We start from the raw sequence: 13,834 nt of genomic DNA, 5'->3' as shown, positions 1-13,834 counted from the left end.
GCACCCACGGATACGCGGCGGGAGCCATGCCGTTGATTCGTTGCATCATGCAATGTTGGGTGCTGTCTCGCATTCCGAGTCACACTAATGGGTCGACTTGCCTGGTTTGTCTTGAAAGACCCCAGATTTGATGGTGAAATTCATCAAGGCTGCCACGAGAAAGAAGCTACCTGCGCCTTCCCACAAGGTGGAGTCGGGGATGGCTCCAACAAACGTGATGAGCAAGAGACCCCAGGGTCCCATCCTCACGCCGCGCCAACTGAGAATGCCAAAGACCAACCCTCCGAGGGCGATGGCTGCTGTCAGCGACGGCCAACCAAAGTGAACGCCTTGGCCAAATTCACCATACTGCAAATACGCGCAGAGCAAGCCTACGATGCTACCTGCCGCTGCAATGCCGAGTGCAATGTGCCGCATCCTCTCGTCTCCTTTATCGGTTCGTGTGGTTCGTATAGCCAATTTGTCAACGCACCCTTGAGGACTCGGGTCCTAGACGCCTCAAACTGCGCTCGATGCTAGAGAACACTGACCAAGGCGGCCAAAGTGAAAATGGCGGTCAAAAAGAGCAATGAAAAGAAAAACGAACGCCGAGCCCAGACGAAGACATGGTCCTGTTCTCGGAGGGCTCGCCAGAGAAAGAACAGAAACACTGCGCAGAGAAGTCCGGCAATGGGTAGGAAAAGAGCCGTATTGTGCAGCTGAAAGCCAAGCCACACGACACATGCAGTCAGCAACCATGCATACGAAAAGCTTTGCCATTTCGTTGATCTCGCTCCGCGCACGGTGGGCATCATCGGAATGTTGGCGGCTTGGTAGTCCGAGTTTCGATACAGCGCCAGAGACCAAAAGTGCGGCGGCGTCCACAAAAAGACAGTCAAGAAGAGAAGTATCGCGGACACAGGGATGTATCCAACCACCGCAGCCGCACCAATCAGAGGCGGAAATGCTCCTGCACCACCACCTATGACAATATTTTGAGGTGTTTTTCGCTTCAGCCAAAATGTGTAGATGACCACGTAGTAGACCGCACCGAGGAACGTTAGGAAGCAGGTCAGTGGGTTGACCAAGACGTACAATCCAACGCACCCAATCACGATGAGCGAAATACCAAAAATCAATGCTGAACGAGGGTGCACTAAGCCCATCGGCAAGGGACGACGCTTGGTCCGTTGCATGAGAACGTCAATGTCACGGTCATACCACATGTTTAATGCCGCAGACCCACCCGTGGTCAGCGCCAACAAGACGATGCACTCCACCGCTTTCACGAAAGGAGGTAAGTGACCCAGCGCTACCATCATCCCGCAAAGAGCCGTGAAGACCAGCATGACGAGAATGCGAGGCTTGGTCAGGTCTACATAGGCTCGCACGCGGGTCCAAGCACTGACAGACGACAGTGCAAGTTCTGATGCGGCGCTCGTCTCCAGGCTGCTTTCCAATTGATCAAAAGCCACTCCATTCACCCCTTTGCTTTCGTTGACTGTGCAGAATGGTGTTCCGACTTGAGAAGTTCACCACGCCAAATAAAGAGACCGAGAATAAAGAGTAGCGGCGGCGTGCCAACGTCTGTACTGAGACCGGTAAAGATTCCGCCAAACGCGAAGGCAAACCACCAAGTCCAGAGCAGTATGGCTGCAAATATATAGAAGGAAAAGATCCGTCTGCGATAGAGGACACATCCGCCCGCGAGGAGCAGCAACAAAATCAAGAGCACATTCGCGAATACGGGATGTAACCCAGCCCATTCACCATATGCGGCAATTGGATTGCTAAGAATCGTCGGCAGAGAAGAATAGACTGTGTTGCCGTAAATATTCTGTTGACCTACAACTGTCCAGTAGCCTGTACCAGGAAGCATCTGGAGGACAGCCATAGAGCCGAAATAAGCGATGAGGAGCCAAGCTACACCTTGCTGGAGCATGGCCACTGGCTTCTTGGACAGCAGAAGATAGCTGAGAATGGCATAGAACGGGGCGCCGCCTGGAAACGCCGCATAATAGGTCGTACCTTGTAGAGACAGGAGTCCTCCTCCACCTTCGCCAAAAACCCAGATGGCCACCGAGAGCACAAAGCTCACCCAGAGGGTAGTCCTAGTCAGGCGGCACGAGGTAGAAAAACCGAGAGATAAGGCCAACAGCAGTTCCACACACACCAGCGAACCGTTCGCTGCATACGGCGCACGATTCCAAAGACTCTGCATCATCGCGACCGCCACACGGAATACGCCATGTGACGATTCGAGAGTCTCTGTCAGCATGCTCGGCATGAGCGTGTGGGGCAGGTGACCATAGAAGGCTTTGCTCCAAACACCAGGCATGGCTTCCAAAACCGCGTCCGCTAACCACAACCAAGCGAGCCAGAGACGCAGCGCGCGCATTTTCGGATGCATCGCCACGCGCCGCGGTTCTCTGACCAAAGCCACCTTTGTCGACATTATTAGACGTCGATGGACCGACCGCCATCGGTCGTCGTCTTTTTCTTTTCATGCGGTTTTGTCTTACCGTCGAGATTCAGTTCCCGGTCCACCCGGAGTGCCCAACGAGTGACAATCCAGAGCAAAGTGGACATAATGGCAATTTGGAAAATCCACCACAAGATACTCCACCAGAGCGGCAGACCTTGAGACGTTGGGATGATATAGGGAAGTGTGGGCCAGAAATGTTCCATTGTCTGTGCTCCCTCCTTTACGTTTGCCAATCTGCTCTAAAAGCGCTTGCTTCCATCCTTCACCCGCATGTGTAAAGTGAACACGCTCGCGCATGTGTCGCCTATTCCGTCTGGTTGTGCACCGACGGAGCGCTCCCCCGTCGATGCACGCCACGTACTATAGCCAGTATATCAGTAAATAGAGCAGAGCCCAGAATACGCAGACGTACCAGACAAAAGCGTTGGTTGCAGAAGCGCCCCAATAATTCTTGATGCTCCCGGCCAACCTCTTCACGCGCCCGCGCAGTGCCAGTACCGCAATGATGGTAGTGAGAATATAGAAAGCACCGGTACCCTGGCAGACGAAGAACATCTCACCAAAGTGACTGATGGGATTGATGGTACGGTCGCACACCTGCCAACCGACCAAAACCATCGCCGCAAGGGCAAACCAGAACGCCCAACCCGTCTGAATGAGGATGGCTCGCTGGTTGTGTCTCTTTGCAGAACGAACGGCGGCGCTCGTCAGCAACCCAGCTATCACCATAGCGACGAGACCAAGCAACCCGAGCAGCCAGTTGGCGTTCGGGGCAACGTATTTCCCCGAAATAACATAGCGCAGCTCGTACAGAAGGACCATAGGAATACTCATGCTGATGAGCCACAAGGTCAGTCCGCCGCGCAGACGCATCTGTTCCTCTTTGTCCAACTCATATTGCATAGGATACAAGACGCGTTCGGTTGGGTTTTCGAAATTTGGCTCGATGTTCGTGCTCATTGATTCTCCTCCTTTCCTCAGAAGCGTGGCTTATGACTCCGTAGAAACGCCATCACTGTAATCGTAGAATCCCTCGGTAACCGTGGGAATTTCTTCGAAACTAATGTCCGCTGGCGGGGATGAAGTCGTCCATTCCAGCGTCTTCGACTGCCACGGATTTTCGTCGACTTTCTCTCCTCTACGCCATACATAGATGATGTAGATGATATTGTAGAGAAAGCCAAACCCTAATAGGAAAGCAAAGATTGAGACTTCGAAGTTCTGAGCGCGCAGGTAAGCCGGATAAACTGGCACCCAACGGTTCATACCACGAAGTCCGAGGATAAAGAATTGGAAGAACGTCGCGTTGAACGCGAGGAAAATCCAATATACCCCCAACTGCGCCCACTTCTCGTTGTACATGCGGCCCGAGAACTTCGGTAGATAGTAGTACATCGCTGCAAACGAGGAGAACACCATGCCGCCGATGATTGTGTAGTGGAAGTGACCCACTACGAAAAACGTGTCGTGAAGTTGCATGTTGACAGCGGGATCCGCCAAGAACACGCCCGTCAATCCACCAATTAAGAAGTTGAACATGCTCATCATGATAAGAATGGATGGCGTGTTCAGTCGCATCTTCGACTTCCACATGGTTCCGATAGACACCATGAACGCAAATCCGGTCGGAATGGAAATCATCTCGGTAAAGAAGGAGAACGGGAGAATGGTCGCATTTTGCTGCGTCGGGAATAAGTGATGCGCCCAAACCATACCGGATAAGAGCATGACGAACACCAAGCCAATGACGCCCCACTGACGAGCAAAGAGCGTCTTTCTGCCCATGACTGGAATGATTTCCATCCACAGAGCTAGTGCTGGAACAACGACAATGTAGACCTCCGGATGACCAAAGAGCCAAAACATCTGGAGATAGACCAGCGGGCTACCCGTCGATTGAAACATCGGCAAGGGGACTATCTTATCCAGTAGTGCCATGACGAACGTCATCATGATTTCGGGAATCCAGATGAGGTTCAAGAACGAGACAGCCAACATGCCCCATGCGTACATCGGCAAGCGGTTCCAGGTGAGTCCTGGGGCTCGACGAAAGACGATGGTGGCAACAAGATTCGCCGCCACAATCAAGGACGACATGAGGAGAATGAAGACTCCGAGATAGTAGTAGATGATGCCTGACCCATCCTGAGACGCGAGTGGTTCATACCCACGCCAGCCAGTCGTCCATGCACCGAGGAGAGGGCTGAAGGCGACCGTCAAGATACCAGCCGGGACAAACCAGACACTGACTCCCGACAGGCGAGAGAACGCGCTCGTATTGGAGCCGACCATCATGGGGATAAGGTAGTTGCCAAGTCCACCGACCATGAACACGGTGGCCACTGAGAACATCATGATGGTACCGTGAATACCAACTGTCACCAAGTAGTATTTACTGTAGGGGAAGAACCACATGCGGTCGTCCATGAGCTGCAAGCGCATGAGCATGGCTGCGGTTCCGGCAATGATGAAACCGCCGAGCGAAGACACCATGTACTGAATGCCGATGACCTTGTGATTCGTACTGTACTCAAAATACCGCCGCCAGCCAACCGTTTCTTTCCATTTCATTGGATATCCGAAAGCAGGACGGACGACAGACTCCCATGTACCGATTCCTAGTGTCCAACCAACCACGCCACCAACCCAGGCGAATGTCAGAGAAACTAAGTTGAATAGGCTGTGTGTCGGGCCTGGATCGAGAAATGCAACAATCATGTCCACGACCATGTAGCCAATCAGCGCCCACAACAATCCGCGCAGGACCGGGGCCATTCTTTTGTATCGGCGCGTCAGCGGTCGACCCGTATCAACGCCCGTTTGGGGAATGGAACTCAACGAATTTCCCTCCAATCTCTACAGTGAAGTAAGCGGCAAGTGTCAGGATGAAGACTGCAGTTTTTTCTGTTTCTGAATCCAGGCGCTGAACTGCGATGCTGTAACCACTTTCATCCCGGTGTACATATACGGGTGACCTGGCCCACAGACTTCTGCGCACTGCACGCGGAACATTTGATTCTCTGCGGTGCTTCCTAGTTCCGTTGGATACGCGTACTCGTAGCGAGTTTCGCCAGGAATAACGTCCGTCTTCCAGCCAAAGGCAGGAATCCAGAAGGAGTGGATAACATCCGCTTCCACGTCGTAATAATGATTGAAGTCATAGGAGCGAAGTACAAACTGGACAGGGCGGTCAACAGGCAAAACCAATTCGCCGTTGCCAGCACTGTTCACTGCATTCGCGATGCCGTACTGTGGATAAGAGTACATCCACTGCCATTGCCGCGCGTAAACATCGACTACGAGAAGATTCGGGCTCTTTTGATACTCGACGGATTGATTCCAATAGTTCTCCATAGCAGAAGCCGTCGGATGAACAAACAGAAAGAGGTTGACGACGAGCGACACACCAATCCAAATCCCTACAAAGGCACGATTGGTCCGGAACTGGTGCGGGCTATTACCGCCTTTGTCGTTGCGGCGCCGACGAAACTGCGTAAAGCCAAAAATCAGCATCAGTACCACGAAAGCAAAGATGGGTGTCACTACGTAGAAAATGAAATCTGCGGCGTGTTGTCCATCGACGGCTTGTATCGTTGCTGTGGTATAGAACATGTGCCGAACGAGATAGACGCACCATTCTAAAATGGCACTCAAAATAACCCAGATAACTCCGAATTTCACGGCGTCTTTCACAATTCCGCCCTCCTTTACGCCTCACAAATTAGCAATACCGCTCTGCGACGAAATTCATGTGGAAGGCGATTTATGCAGGCAGAATGTGAATCGTGCCTTTCATGCCTTCCTCGTAATGAATATAGCCTTGCACGAAGCATCCATAGTGCCAGATACCCGGCTTGTCAGGAACGGTGAATTCATACATCACCCAGCCGCCCGGCTCCAAGGTTGGGCTGAAATTACCTAAACCAGGTCCCGTCAAAAGCCACGGATGAGGTGATACATCACATTTGACGATAGCGTGGTGAGTTACTAAATTATCGACTGCGTGTGCATCGAGAATGGTCACGTGAACACCATCCCAGAAGTCGGTCTTGAACTGCTGCCGCTGCGTGCCGAGCAAGGTTTGAACGGAATCAAATCCGCGGCCAATTTGCATCTCGTGATAACGAGAGACGCTCTCATTGTGCTGCTTGATGGTAATGCGGTCGCCGACTCGCCAAGTCATTTTGTTCGGTAAGAAGTAAAAGTCCGCTTCATGAACATGAATCAAGCCTTTTTGCACTGCTGGCATCGAGAGGTTGTAAAAAAATCGACCGATATGCGAGTTGACCGCTAACGCCGCTGCGCCTACCGCCAATGCTCCTCCCGCACCTATCAAAAACTGTCGGCGACTCCAATCCTCTACTTCCGGGTCTTCAGGTTGGTTCACAAGATTATCTGACATTGCGAGTCCTCCTTTCTCACGACACCGAGATACTCGGCGTAGCGCCGTTGACGACTTTCAGCGTGGCCCACATCCCCAAATCGTCGTAAGGATGAGTTTGGAACATTTGGTATCTACTTAGATAATTCGCGATTTTGAACGTGCCGGACCGGTCTGCCGTAAACTTGATGTTCTCCGATGTTCCCGGAGCGATGGCCGACGGAATAGAATCCGGGTTGAGCATGATGTCTCGAATCGAATCTCCGGCCTTGGCAAATGCCAATTTTCCGTATTTCGACCCGTATACCCCAATATCAACCGGGATGCCGGCATTGTTGTAGTAGTCAAAGTTCACCTTGTATCCGGTTGGAACGGTGACCACCAACTGACCATGCGCAAACCCGTCAAAATTGAGATAGTCGTTTTCCGGCGTGTATCCGGCAATCAGTTCGACGTTCACTGTGTGAGCACTGGTATTGACGGTCAAAAACTTCGACAGCGTGTTCGGGTTAGTTGTGGAACACCCGGTCGCCAGTGCACTCACGCCAAGGGCCACAACCATGACCCCGGCAACATTCAATCTGGAACGCCATGTCATCGACTCTTCACCCCCTAACAATCTTTCACCCTGTCAGCGATGGCTGGGACACAAAAAAGGCACACCGCCCCACCACCATGCATCCGACGCAAAAAACGCAGACTTCATGTACTGTAAGTGGAAAGTGGCTGCTCCGAAAGAAAAGCAGTCGCTGAAGGGCCAACGGCCAACAAACCAGAAGGGGTAAAGCCTTGTACGTAGACAATGCGAGAGAAAATTAATAGTGAAGCTATGTACAGCACTTCTCTCTCGATAGTGGGACACAAAAAACGCATCTCTAGTGTATCGTCTTTGCCACGAATGTCAAATGTTCGACATACATTTGTGTCTCAAATGTGAACACACATTGGCTTTTTGACCGTTATGATTGGATTGTAATTCATGAGGGAGCATGATATACCGAAGAGTAAATGCTAGCCGTTGGCACTAACAGAAAGATTGGGTGAAACAGTGTGTCAGAATCTAAAGGACTAAAAGAGTGGAGTCTTCCTGTCATCAGCGTCGTTCTCGGTATAGGCATAATCTATGGACTATACCACACCTTTTCTGAGTCTGCTCCTTCTACCGTAGCGATAGCTCCCGCACCAGCGGGTACAGCATCCATCGCCATGGATGCAGGGACCAAATTAAACAACCAACCAGCTCCAGCCTTCCAGTTGCACAATCAACTGCATCAAATGGTCGGTCCGAGCCAGTGGCAGGGGAAAGTCGTTCTCTTGACATTCGTCAATCCAGACGACACCACAGCCACCCCTTTGCTCTTAAACGAGATGTCCCACGCCGTGAAGCTACTGAATCCATCCGCACGAAGCCAGGTTGTACTTGCTGCTGTCACCGCCAATCCAACCCAACAAGCAAACCAGGTTCTCATGCACTACCAGACGTCTCATCAGTTGCAAGGTAACTGGGAGATGCTTAGTGGGCCAGACCAAACCCTCAAGACGGTCTGGCGCAAGTACGGAGTGGCAACCTCCATTCGTACTGGCGAAGTAGAAGAGTCGCCAGTGGTCTACGTGCTCAACGAAAAAGGCCAGGAAACTCGCAAATACACGGTAGCACCCGACTACGTCACAGGTCAGTCGCAGACGGACGAATTTGCTGAGAGTTTAGTGCAACTTTTGCCCAGTGCGTCGCTGAAAAGTTCCGTGGCAGTGACTCCGCCCACCGCCGGACCACCTCCATCCAAGTTGCCAGTGTACGAAAACGGGAGACCTATGGGAGAACTGGCTTACCAGAGCGGCAAGCCCCAAATTGATGTTTTCCTCGCATCATGGGCGACCGGCCTTGGAGCGGAAATGCGCACTCTGGAGAAACTACACCAAAACGACCCGACATTACCCATCCGGCTCATTGACGTACTGCCTGTTGAGTCAAGTCTCAAACATGTTGCTACCTGGGACGCAAAAAAACTCCCGGCCAAGTGGCCACTCTTCGTCGACACCAAAGGAGAGGTCAGTGAAGCATACGCTGTCAACAGTGTTCCCACAGTTGCCATCATTGACGAAGAAGGCGACGTAGCGTGGTCGCGAAATTCATTTACCCCCTATAAAACACTACAAAAAGCCATTCGCACCCAACTTGGATGAGCGTTCTCCAAGTTGGAATGTGGATGGAGAACCTCAAATCACTTTAACCCATTTTATGTAGACTCAACATGACGTCAACGAGGCACGATGATATGTCCGGGTATGCGAGGCAGGGGACGGAACATACACCCCCCTTGCCCGCAGACCCCGCAATACCGGGTGAAATAAAGTGGACCGTTTGTTGATTCTTGAGCCGAGAACACTTCTGCAGTCAGCTCAGGAAGATTTTTTGACAGACATCAATCGGACCAAAGCGGCAGGAGTTTGCCCCGGTTGGCACTGCGCCAGCTTGTTGCCCCCCGCGGTCGTGTCAATTTGCAGTTCACCGCTCGGTAGCGAAGCAATCGGCACACTGCCAGGGACAATGTTGGGTCCCCCAAATTCTTTCGGATTGACATCATTTTTTTGCAAGACCCGAAGGAGGGCCGCACTGTAGGCCACCGGACTTTCAGCAAACGGATGAAACGGACGTGGAGCATTGTTACTTGTTCCGAGCAGATAAGACAACTCCGAGGGATTGGCCTGTTCCGCCCAGCGAATCGACTGAACGCTGTCGGTCGGAGTCACCCACTCCGTCGCACTCACGTGCTGACTGAAGTCGGCCGGATTTTCAGTTCCGAGCGTGATGTTGGCGTATGTCCCATTGTTGTAGAGCAACTCAAAGGTTGTCCGATGAGATGCAGGGCGATAGGCTCCACGCCAGCCAATCACCACATGGTCGGTGACACCTTGTCCCAGAGACGTCTGCATCGGCACCATATAGGCCCCAACAAGCAACAGAACCGCAACGCCTACAACAAATACCATCGACCGAGTCGATGACCGACGTTTGCCGGGCTTACCACTGACACTCATGAAAATATCCTCCAGTACTCAAATCAGTTCTATCGCTATTCTAGCGAAAGTTCAGGACGTGTGCACGTAAACAACACACCCTCCTAGTGAATGTGGTGGAATTGCTCGTATTTGTGGACTTCGTACCGATTGGGTCCGTAGAGCGTGTGTGCAGGCACGGTAGGTTTTACGAGTGCTATCGTCCCCGATGTCACAAAAATAAACGTCACTCCCGCCATGACGAGATGTGTTGCGATGAGATGCTGACGCATTCCCTTCCGTTTGGCATCAAAACGAATGAAGAACGTCAGGCCAGTTATGTACGTGGCTAGCAGCACAACATCGGCAAAAAGAATCAGCAATCGAAATCCAAAGCTGACCGATGGGTGCAAGAATACCTGGATAGTAGAGAGAGTATAGAGGACGACCGTGACTGAGGCCAGCGCCACATGCAAACTCACCAGCGTCAGTGGATACTGAATGCGAATGCGAAACGTATACCCGACAAACAGAATGAGTCCAAACACTGAAGTGACTGCCAAGCTCAAAAAAGAAACCTGCCACAACGACAAAACCCCACCACCTTCAGATTATTTGTTTTACTCTCTACGGACCGTCACCCGACCGATACAACAGCGGTCCATCGAACAGTCCATCGAACGGCAAAGCAAGCGCCCCGCTCTGAGCTGCAAACACACCAAGCTAAGGACAGCCTATGCGCATTTTGACATTAAATTAGAGACTGGTAAAGTGTAAGAGCACGGACTGCGAATGACCGCCACTCTCTGTTTCTAGATGGCGGGAACTTTTTGAGGAGGTATACGAGTGGCTGAAATCACGAGCTTGACGAGTTGCACCACGCTCAACAACGGCGTAAAGATGCCCTGGGTAGGACTCGGTGTATGGGAATCAAAAGAAGGCGGAGAAGTTGAACACGCCGTCCGTTCTGCGATTGAACTGGGTTATCGCCACATTGATACCGCAGCGGCTTACGGCAATGAGCGCGGTGTTGGACAAGCCATCAAAGAGAGCGGCGTGCGTCGAGAAGACTTATTTCTGACCACGAAACTTTGGAACAACAGCAACGGCTATGAACCAGCCCTGCGCGCCTTTGAGGAAAGCCGCAAGAAGCTAGGAGTAGACTACATCGACCTCTATCTCATCCACTGGGTGATTGGTGAAAAATATCTTGAGTCCTGGCGCGCTTTTGAAAAATTACTGCACGATGGATACGTGCGCGCCATCGGCGTCAGCAACTTTGAACCACACCATCTGCAGCGCATTATCGACCAGTTTGAAACCAAGCCTGCTGTCAATCAGATTGAGTTCCACCCCTACTTGACGCAGCGCGAATTGTATCAGTACTGCCGCAGCCATCAAATACAAGTGGAGGCTTGGTCCCCGCTGATGCGTGGAGCTATGCTCACGGAGCCAACCATTCATCGCATGGCAGAGAAGTACGGCAAAACTCCCGCGCAAGTCATTTTACGGTGGGATCTCGACCAAGAAGTCGTGACCATACCAAAGTCTGTGCATCGGGATCGGATTGAGGAAAATTCCAAAGTATTCGACTTTCATCTGACGGAAGACGAAATCGCGCAAATCAACGGACTGCATCGGAATCAGCGGAGTTTCTCGTACGACCCGAACCACGTAGATTGGGGTTTGAACTAAAACCCATGGAACCCACCCGAGGACAGGAACAAGGCGCAGCACGTTACCACTGCTGCGCCACCTGTAAACACTTTCGAGTCCGCCGCACAGACAGCGGAGTCCATGCCCAATGTGCAAGACTCGGATACGAGACGAAGGCAAGCTATCGATTCAACTGTTGGGACCCCCGACCGGACATACGAGAACGCATTGAAAAGGATGGTGAGCGGCGCTCCTAACACTGGCGCCGACCATGCCAATGAGGCCAAGATGTGAACGAGGCTCTCCTGCCGATGGAGACGGAGCAGACGAAGACGGCCTCGGCGCGGTGCCATGGGCAACTGCTACCTCTCTCTTGTCGCCGTCCGCCACGCTCAATGCACCTCCTGTGCTTCGAAAACGCCTCTCGGGGCAGTTTGGGCCGAGTTCACCGAGACATGCGTGAGTTGCTGACGCGCCTCTTTGACCGATGATGCCACATTCCCGAGACAACATGCCCCTTGCGGATTATTCACTTCGCACGCGCAACGGCCCGCTTTGATGTGCGCAGAAATCGATGCAGCTGCTGTGCTGGTTCCTGTGGAGGACAGTTCTTCGCGAATGCGAGCCCGCGTCCAACCGAAACAATAGCAGACAGGTACGCTCGGGCGAGTGTCTTTTTGGAAGACGGGTATCGACATATCCTCTATCAAAAACTGCTGGCCCGTGTGGCCGAAATAGACCACTTTGCAAGCAGGATGTGAGCAAAACCGAAAGCGTTGGCTGATGTCGAGAGTCGCCAGAGCTGATGGCGTGAGCATGCTTTTGACGGTCAACACATCGACCTCGCGTCCTTTTTGACCACAAGAGGCACAAAGCGCCGCGTCTGCATCAGAAGAGGTCGATACCACTCCCGGCGCAACACCCAAACTTTCCTGCCCTGTATCCGCACACGAAGCGTCTAGTGTTTGCTGTGTCGAACAACACGAAGACATATTCCCACCTCGCAATTCTCATTTTGTTTTTATGTTAAGCTGATGGACCACCACCGATAACACGGGTGCGAAGACCCCATATCCCTTTGTATCGAATATCGATGGCGGGTTAGATGAGCTTCCCAACAATCAACGTGTAGTACATGACGTAGAGACCTGCGGCGATAATAATGACTGCGCTGGCCTTCGTCACAAACGGCATAATCTGGCGCAATTTGGCTGTCACCAACGCTCTCGACATCATGGCGAGCATGGATATCGCTATCACCACAAGGCCCATGCCCAGCGCGTAAGCGATAAAGTTCAGCACGCCTACGACATACTGCCCAAACAACATGGCCTGCGAGACCAACATAAGGAAAATAGGCAACGTACAACCGAGTGAGACAATCGCGTAAAAAACACCATAGACAAACATCGACGACTTGGAGTCCACGCGAATCCACTTCGTTAGACGATGGGCGTATCGCGAAGTGTTCCATTCCAACGACTTACCCGCCAACATCCGACCTCCTAAGATGACGAGCAGGAGGCCGATGGCCACGGACAAATAGGGAACGAACGCCTCAAGCGCTTGGCCAGTTCCGGTGAGGCCTATTCCAATCACCACAAATACGGCGAGAAAACCGAGCGTCATCCAAAGACCGACTGCGGCACCGCGCATGCCGTTTTCCACAAACGAGCGACTTTCCGCGGCAGTACCCTCGGGACCCTCATCGGATCCGCCGACTAGATATGAGACATAGGATGGTAACATGGCAACGCCGCAAGGATTGAACGCTGCAGCAACACCCGCAACAAAGACGAGACTCAAGTCCGCGAAATTCATTCAGGCTCCCCCGTCACTTCGTCACCACATACCCGGAAGCTTGAAGGACTTCATTGGAAATCACGTTCGGGTTGGTCGCGGCCGCATTGTACCAAATGGACAAATTCACATCGTCCGTGGCAGAACTCGCTGCGGCAGGCGCCGCCTCAACTTTCGTAACTCCCGGCAATTTCTCAAGAAAACTTGCAAACGTCGACGCTGGAATCAAGCCACAACAAGCAGCACCCGGTTTGAGATGAAGCGAAGTCTCTTGTACATTCTCATTAGACGCCGCAACCACGCCACTCCCGGTGGTGCTGTCGCCCGTCGATGCGGCACCCAACGATGTTGAAGCAGATGCAGCCGCCGGAACCGTTGCAGATGTAGATGTGGACGCAGGAACCGAAGCAGACGTGGACGCAGATGCGGCCGCCGTCCCACACCCGGTCACCAGAAGCGCACTGAGAACCACCCATCCAACGATCCTCTTCTTCATGACTGTCCCCCTTCACAAAGCTCCCTCCGACGTCTCATGA

At 52.4% G+C, this 13,834-nt stretch carries 16 protein-coding genes; 2 read left to right on the top strand and 14 right to left on the bottom strand.

All coding sequences use genetic code 11. From position 1 onward, the window contains the following. Positions 1-84: 84 nt before the first annotated feature. The 9 genes from M4I36_RS03025 to M4I36_RS02985 form a co-directional block, all read right to left on the bottom strand. Positions 85-417: a hypothetical protein gene (locus M4I36_RS03025; protein ID WP_258110183.1), complete on the bottom strand. Its 333-nt coding sequence runs from the start codon at positions 415-417 to the stop codon at positions 85-87. Between the two features lie 98 nt (positions 418-515). Continuing rightward, positions 516-1,454 (bottom strand): heme o synthase, encoded by a 939-nt coding sequence (cyoE, locus tag M4I36_RS03020; protein WP_258110182.1) that lies wholly within the window; start codon positions 1,452-1,454, stop codon positions 516-518. Positions 1,455-1,459: 5 nt separating this feature from the next. Further along, complete coding sequence (locus M4I36_RS03015; RefSeq protein ID WP_258110181.1) at positions 1,460-2,434, bottom strand: hypothetical protein; 975 nt, start codon at positions 2,432-2,434, stop codon at positions 1,460-1,462. A 2-nt stretch (positions 2,435-2,436) separates the two neighbouring features. Continuing rightward, positions 2,437-2,667, bottom strand: coding sequence for a hypothetical protein (locus tag M4I36_RS03010; RefSeq protein ID WP_258110180.1), 231 nt, complete (start codon positions 2,665-2,667; stop codon positions 2,437-2,439). Positions 2,668-2,824: 157 nt separating this feature from the next. Further along, complete coding sequence (locus tag M4I36_RS03005; RefSeq protein ID WP_258110179.1) at positions 2,825-3,424, bottom strand: hypothetical protein; 600 nt, start codon at positions 3,422-3,424, stop codon at positions 2,825-2,827. A gap of 30 nt (positions 3,425-3,454) precedes the next feature. Continuing rightward, the gene (locus M4I36_RS03000) at positions 3,455-5,302 is read right to left on the bottom strand and encodes a cytochrome c oxidase subunit I (RefSeq protein ID WP_258110178.1); all 1,848 of its coding nucleotides are present in this window, start codon (positions 5,300-5,302) and stop codon (positions 3,455-3,457) included. Between the two features lie 42 nt (positions 5,303-5,344). Next, the gene (locus M4I36_RS02995) at positions 5,345-6,157 is read right to left on the bottom strand and encodes a cytochrome c oxidase subunit II (RefSeq protein WP_258110177.1); all 813 of its coding nucleotides are present in this window, start codon (positions 6,155-6,157) and stop codon (positions 5,345-5,347) included. A gap of 70 nt (positions 6,158-6,227) precedes the next feature. Next, on the bottom strand, positions 6,228-6,866 hold the full coding sequence (locus M4I36_RS02990) for a cupredoxin domain-containing protein (RefSeq protein ID WP_258110176.1): 639 nt from the start codon (positions 6,864-6,866) through the stop codon (positions 6,228-6,230). A 16-nt stretch (positions 6,867-6,882) separates the two neighbouring features. Further along, the gene (locus tag M4I36_RS02985) at positions 6,883-7,443 is read right to left on the bottom strand and encodes a sulfocyanin-like copper-binding protein (protein ID WP_258110175.1); all 561 of its coding nucleotides are present in this window, start codon (positions 7,441-7,443) and stop codon (positions 6,883-6,885) included. A 452-nt stretch (positions 7,444-7,895) separates the two neighbouring features. On the opposite strand from M4I36_RS02985, the gene M4I36_RS02980 reads away from it, so the two are divergent. After that, entirely contained in the window at positions 7,896-9,029 is a 1,134-nt protein-coding gene (locus tag M4I36_RS02980) for a redoxin domain-containing protein (protein ID WP_258110173.1), read from the top strand. A 216-nt stretch (positions 9,030-9,245) separates the two neighbouring features. Here M4I36_RS02980 and M4I36_RS02975 read toward each other — a convergent pair whose 3' ends face one another. Both M4I36_RS02975 and M4I36_RS02970 read right to left on the bottom strand, forming a co-directional pair. Beyond that, a complete protein-coding gene (locus tag M4I36_RS02975) occupies positions 9,246-9,884 on the bottom strand; it encodes a hypothetical protein (RefSeq protein WP_258110172.1) in 639 nt (212 codons plus the stop codon). Positions 9,885-9,967: 83 nt separating this feature from the next. Further along, positions 9,968-10,435 carry a hypothetical protein gene (locus tag M4I36_RS02970; RefSeq protein ID WP_258110171.1) on the bottom strand — a complete coding sequence of 156 codons (468 nt, stop codon included), beginning with the start codon at positions 10,433-10,435 and terminating at the stop codon, positions 9,968-9,970. A 262-nt stretch (positions 10,436-10,697) separates the two neighbouring features. Between M4I36_RS02970 and M4I36_RS02965 the strand changes: the two genes are divergently transcribed. Continuing rightward, the gene (locus tag M4I36_RS02965) at positions 10,698-11,537 is read left to right on the top strand and encodes an aldo/keto reductase (RefSeq protein WP_374985322.1); all 840 of its coding nucleotides are present in this window, start codon (positions 10,698-10,700) and stop codon (positions 11,535-11,537) included. Between the two features lie 353 nt (positions 11,538-11,890). Here M4I36_RS02965 and M4I36_RS02955 read toward each other — a convergent pair whose 3' ends face one another. The 3 genes from M4I36_RS02955 to M4I36_RS02945 all read right to left on the bottom strand — a co-directional run bounded on the left by M4I36_RS02955 (position 11,891) and on the right by M4I36_RS02945 (position 13,794). Then, positions 11,891-12,490, bottom strand: a complete 600-nt coding sequence (locus M4I36_RS02955; protein ID WP_483860616.1) for a putative iron-sulfur cluster-binding metallochaperone — start codon at positions 12,488-12,490, stop codon at positions 11,891-11,893. Positions 12,491-12,599: 109 nt separating this feature from the next. Continuing rightward, positions 12,600-13,319 carry a cytochrome c biogenesis CcdA family protein gene (locus M4I36_RS02950; protein WP_258110168.1) on the bottom strand — a complete coding sequence of 240 codons (720 nt, stop codon included), beginning with the start codon at positions 13,317-13,319 and terminating at the stop codon, positions 12,600-12,602. A 13-nt stretch (positions 13,320-13,332) separates the two neighbouring features. Next, positions 13,333-13,794 carry a hypothetical protein gene (locus tag M4I36_RS02945; protein ID WP_258110167.1) on the bottom strand — a complete coding sequence of 154 codons (462 nt, stop codon included), beginning with the start codon at positions 13,792-13,794 and terminating at the stop codon, positions 13,333-13,335. Positions 13,795-13,834 lie beyond the last annotated feature (40 nt).

The sequence above is a fragment of the Alicyclobacillus sp. SP_1 genome, assembly GCF_024706985.1.
Classification (GTDB): domain Bacteria; phylum Bacillota; class Bacilli; order Alicyclobacillales; family Alicyclobacillaceae; genus Alicyclobacillus_I.
This window is presented reverse-complemented; position numbering and strand designations above follow the sequence as displayed.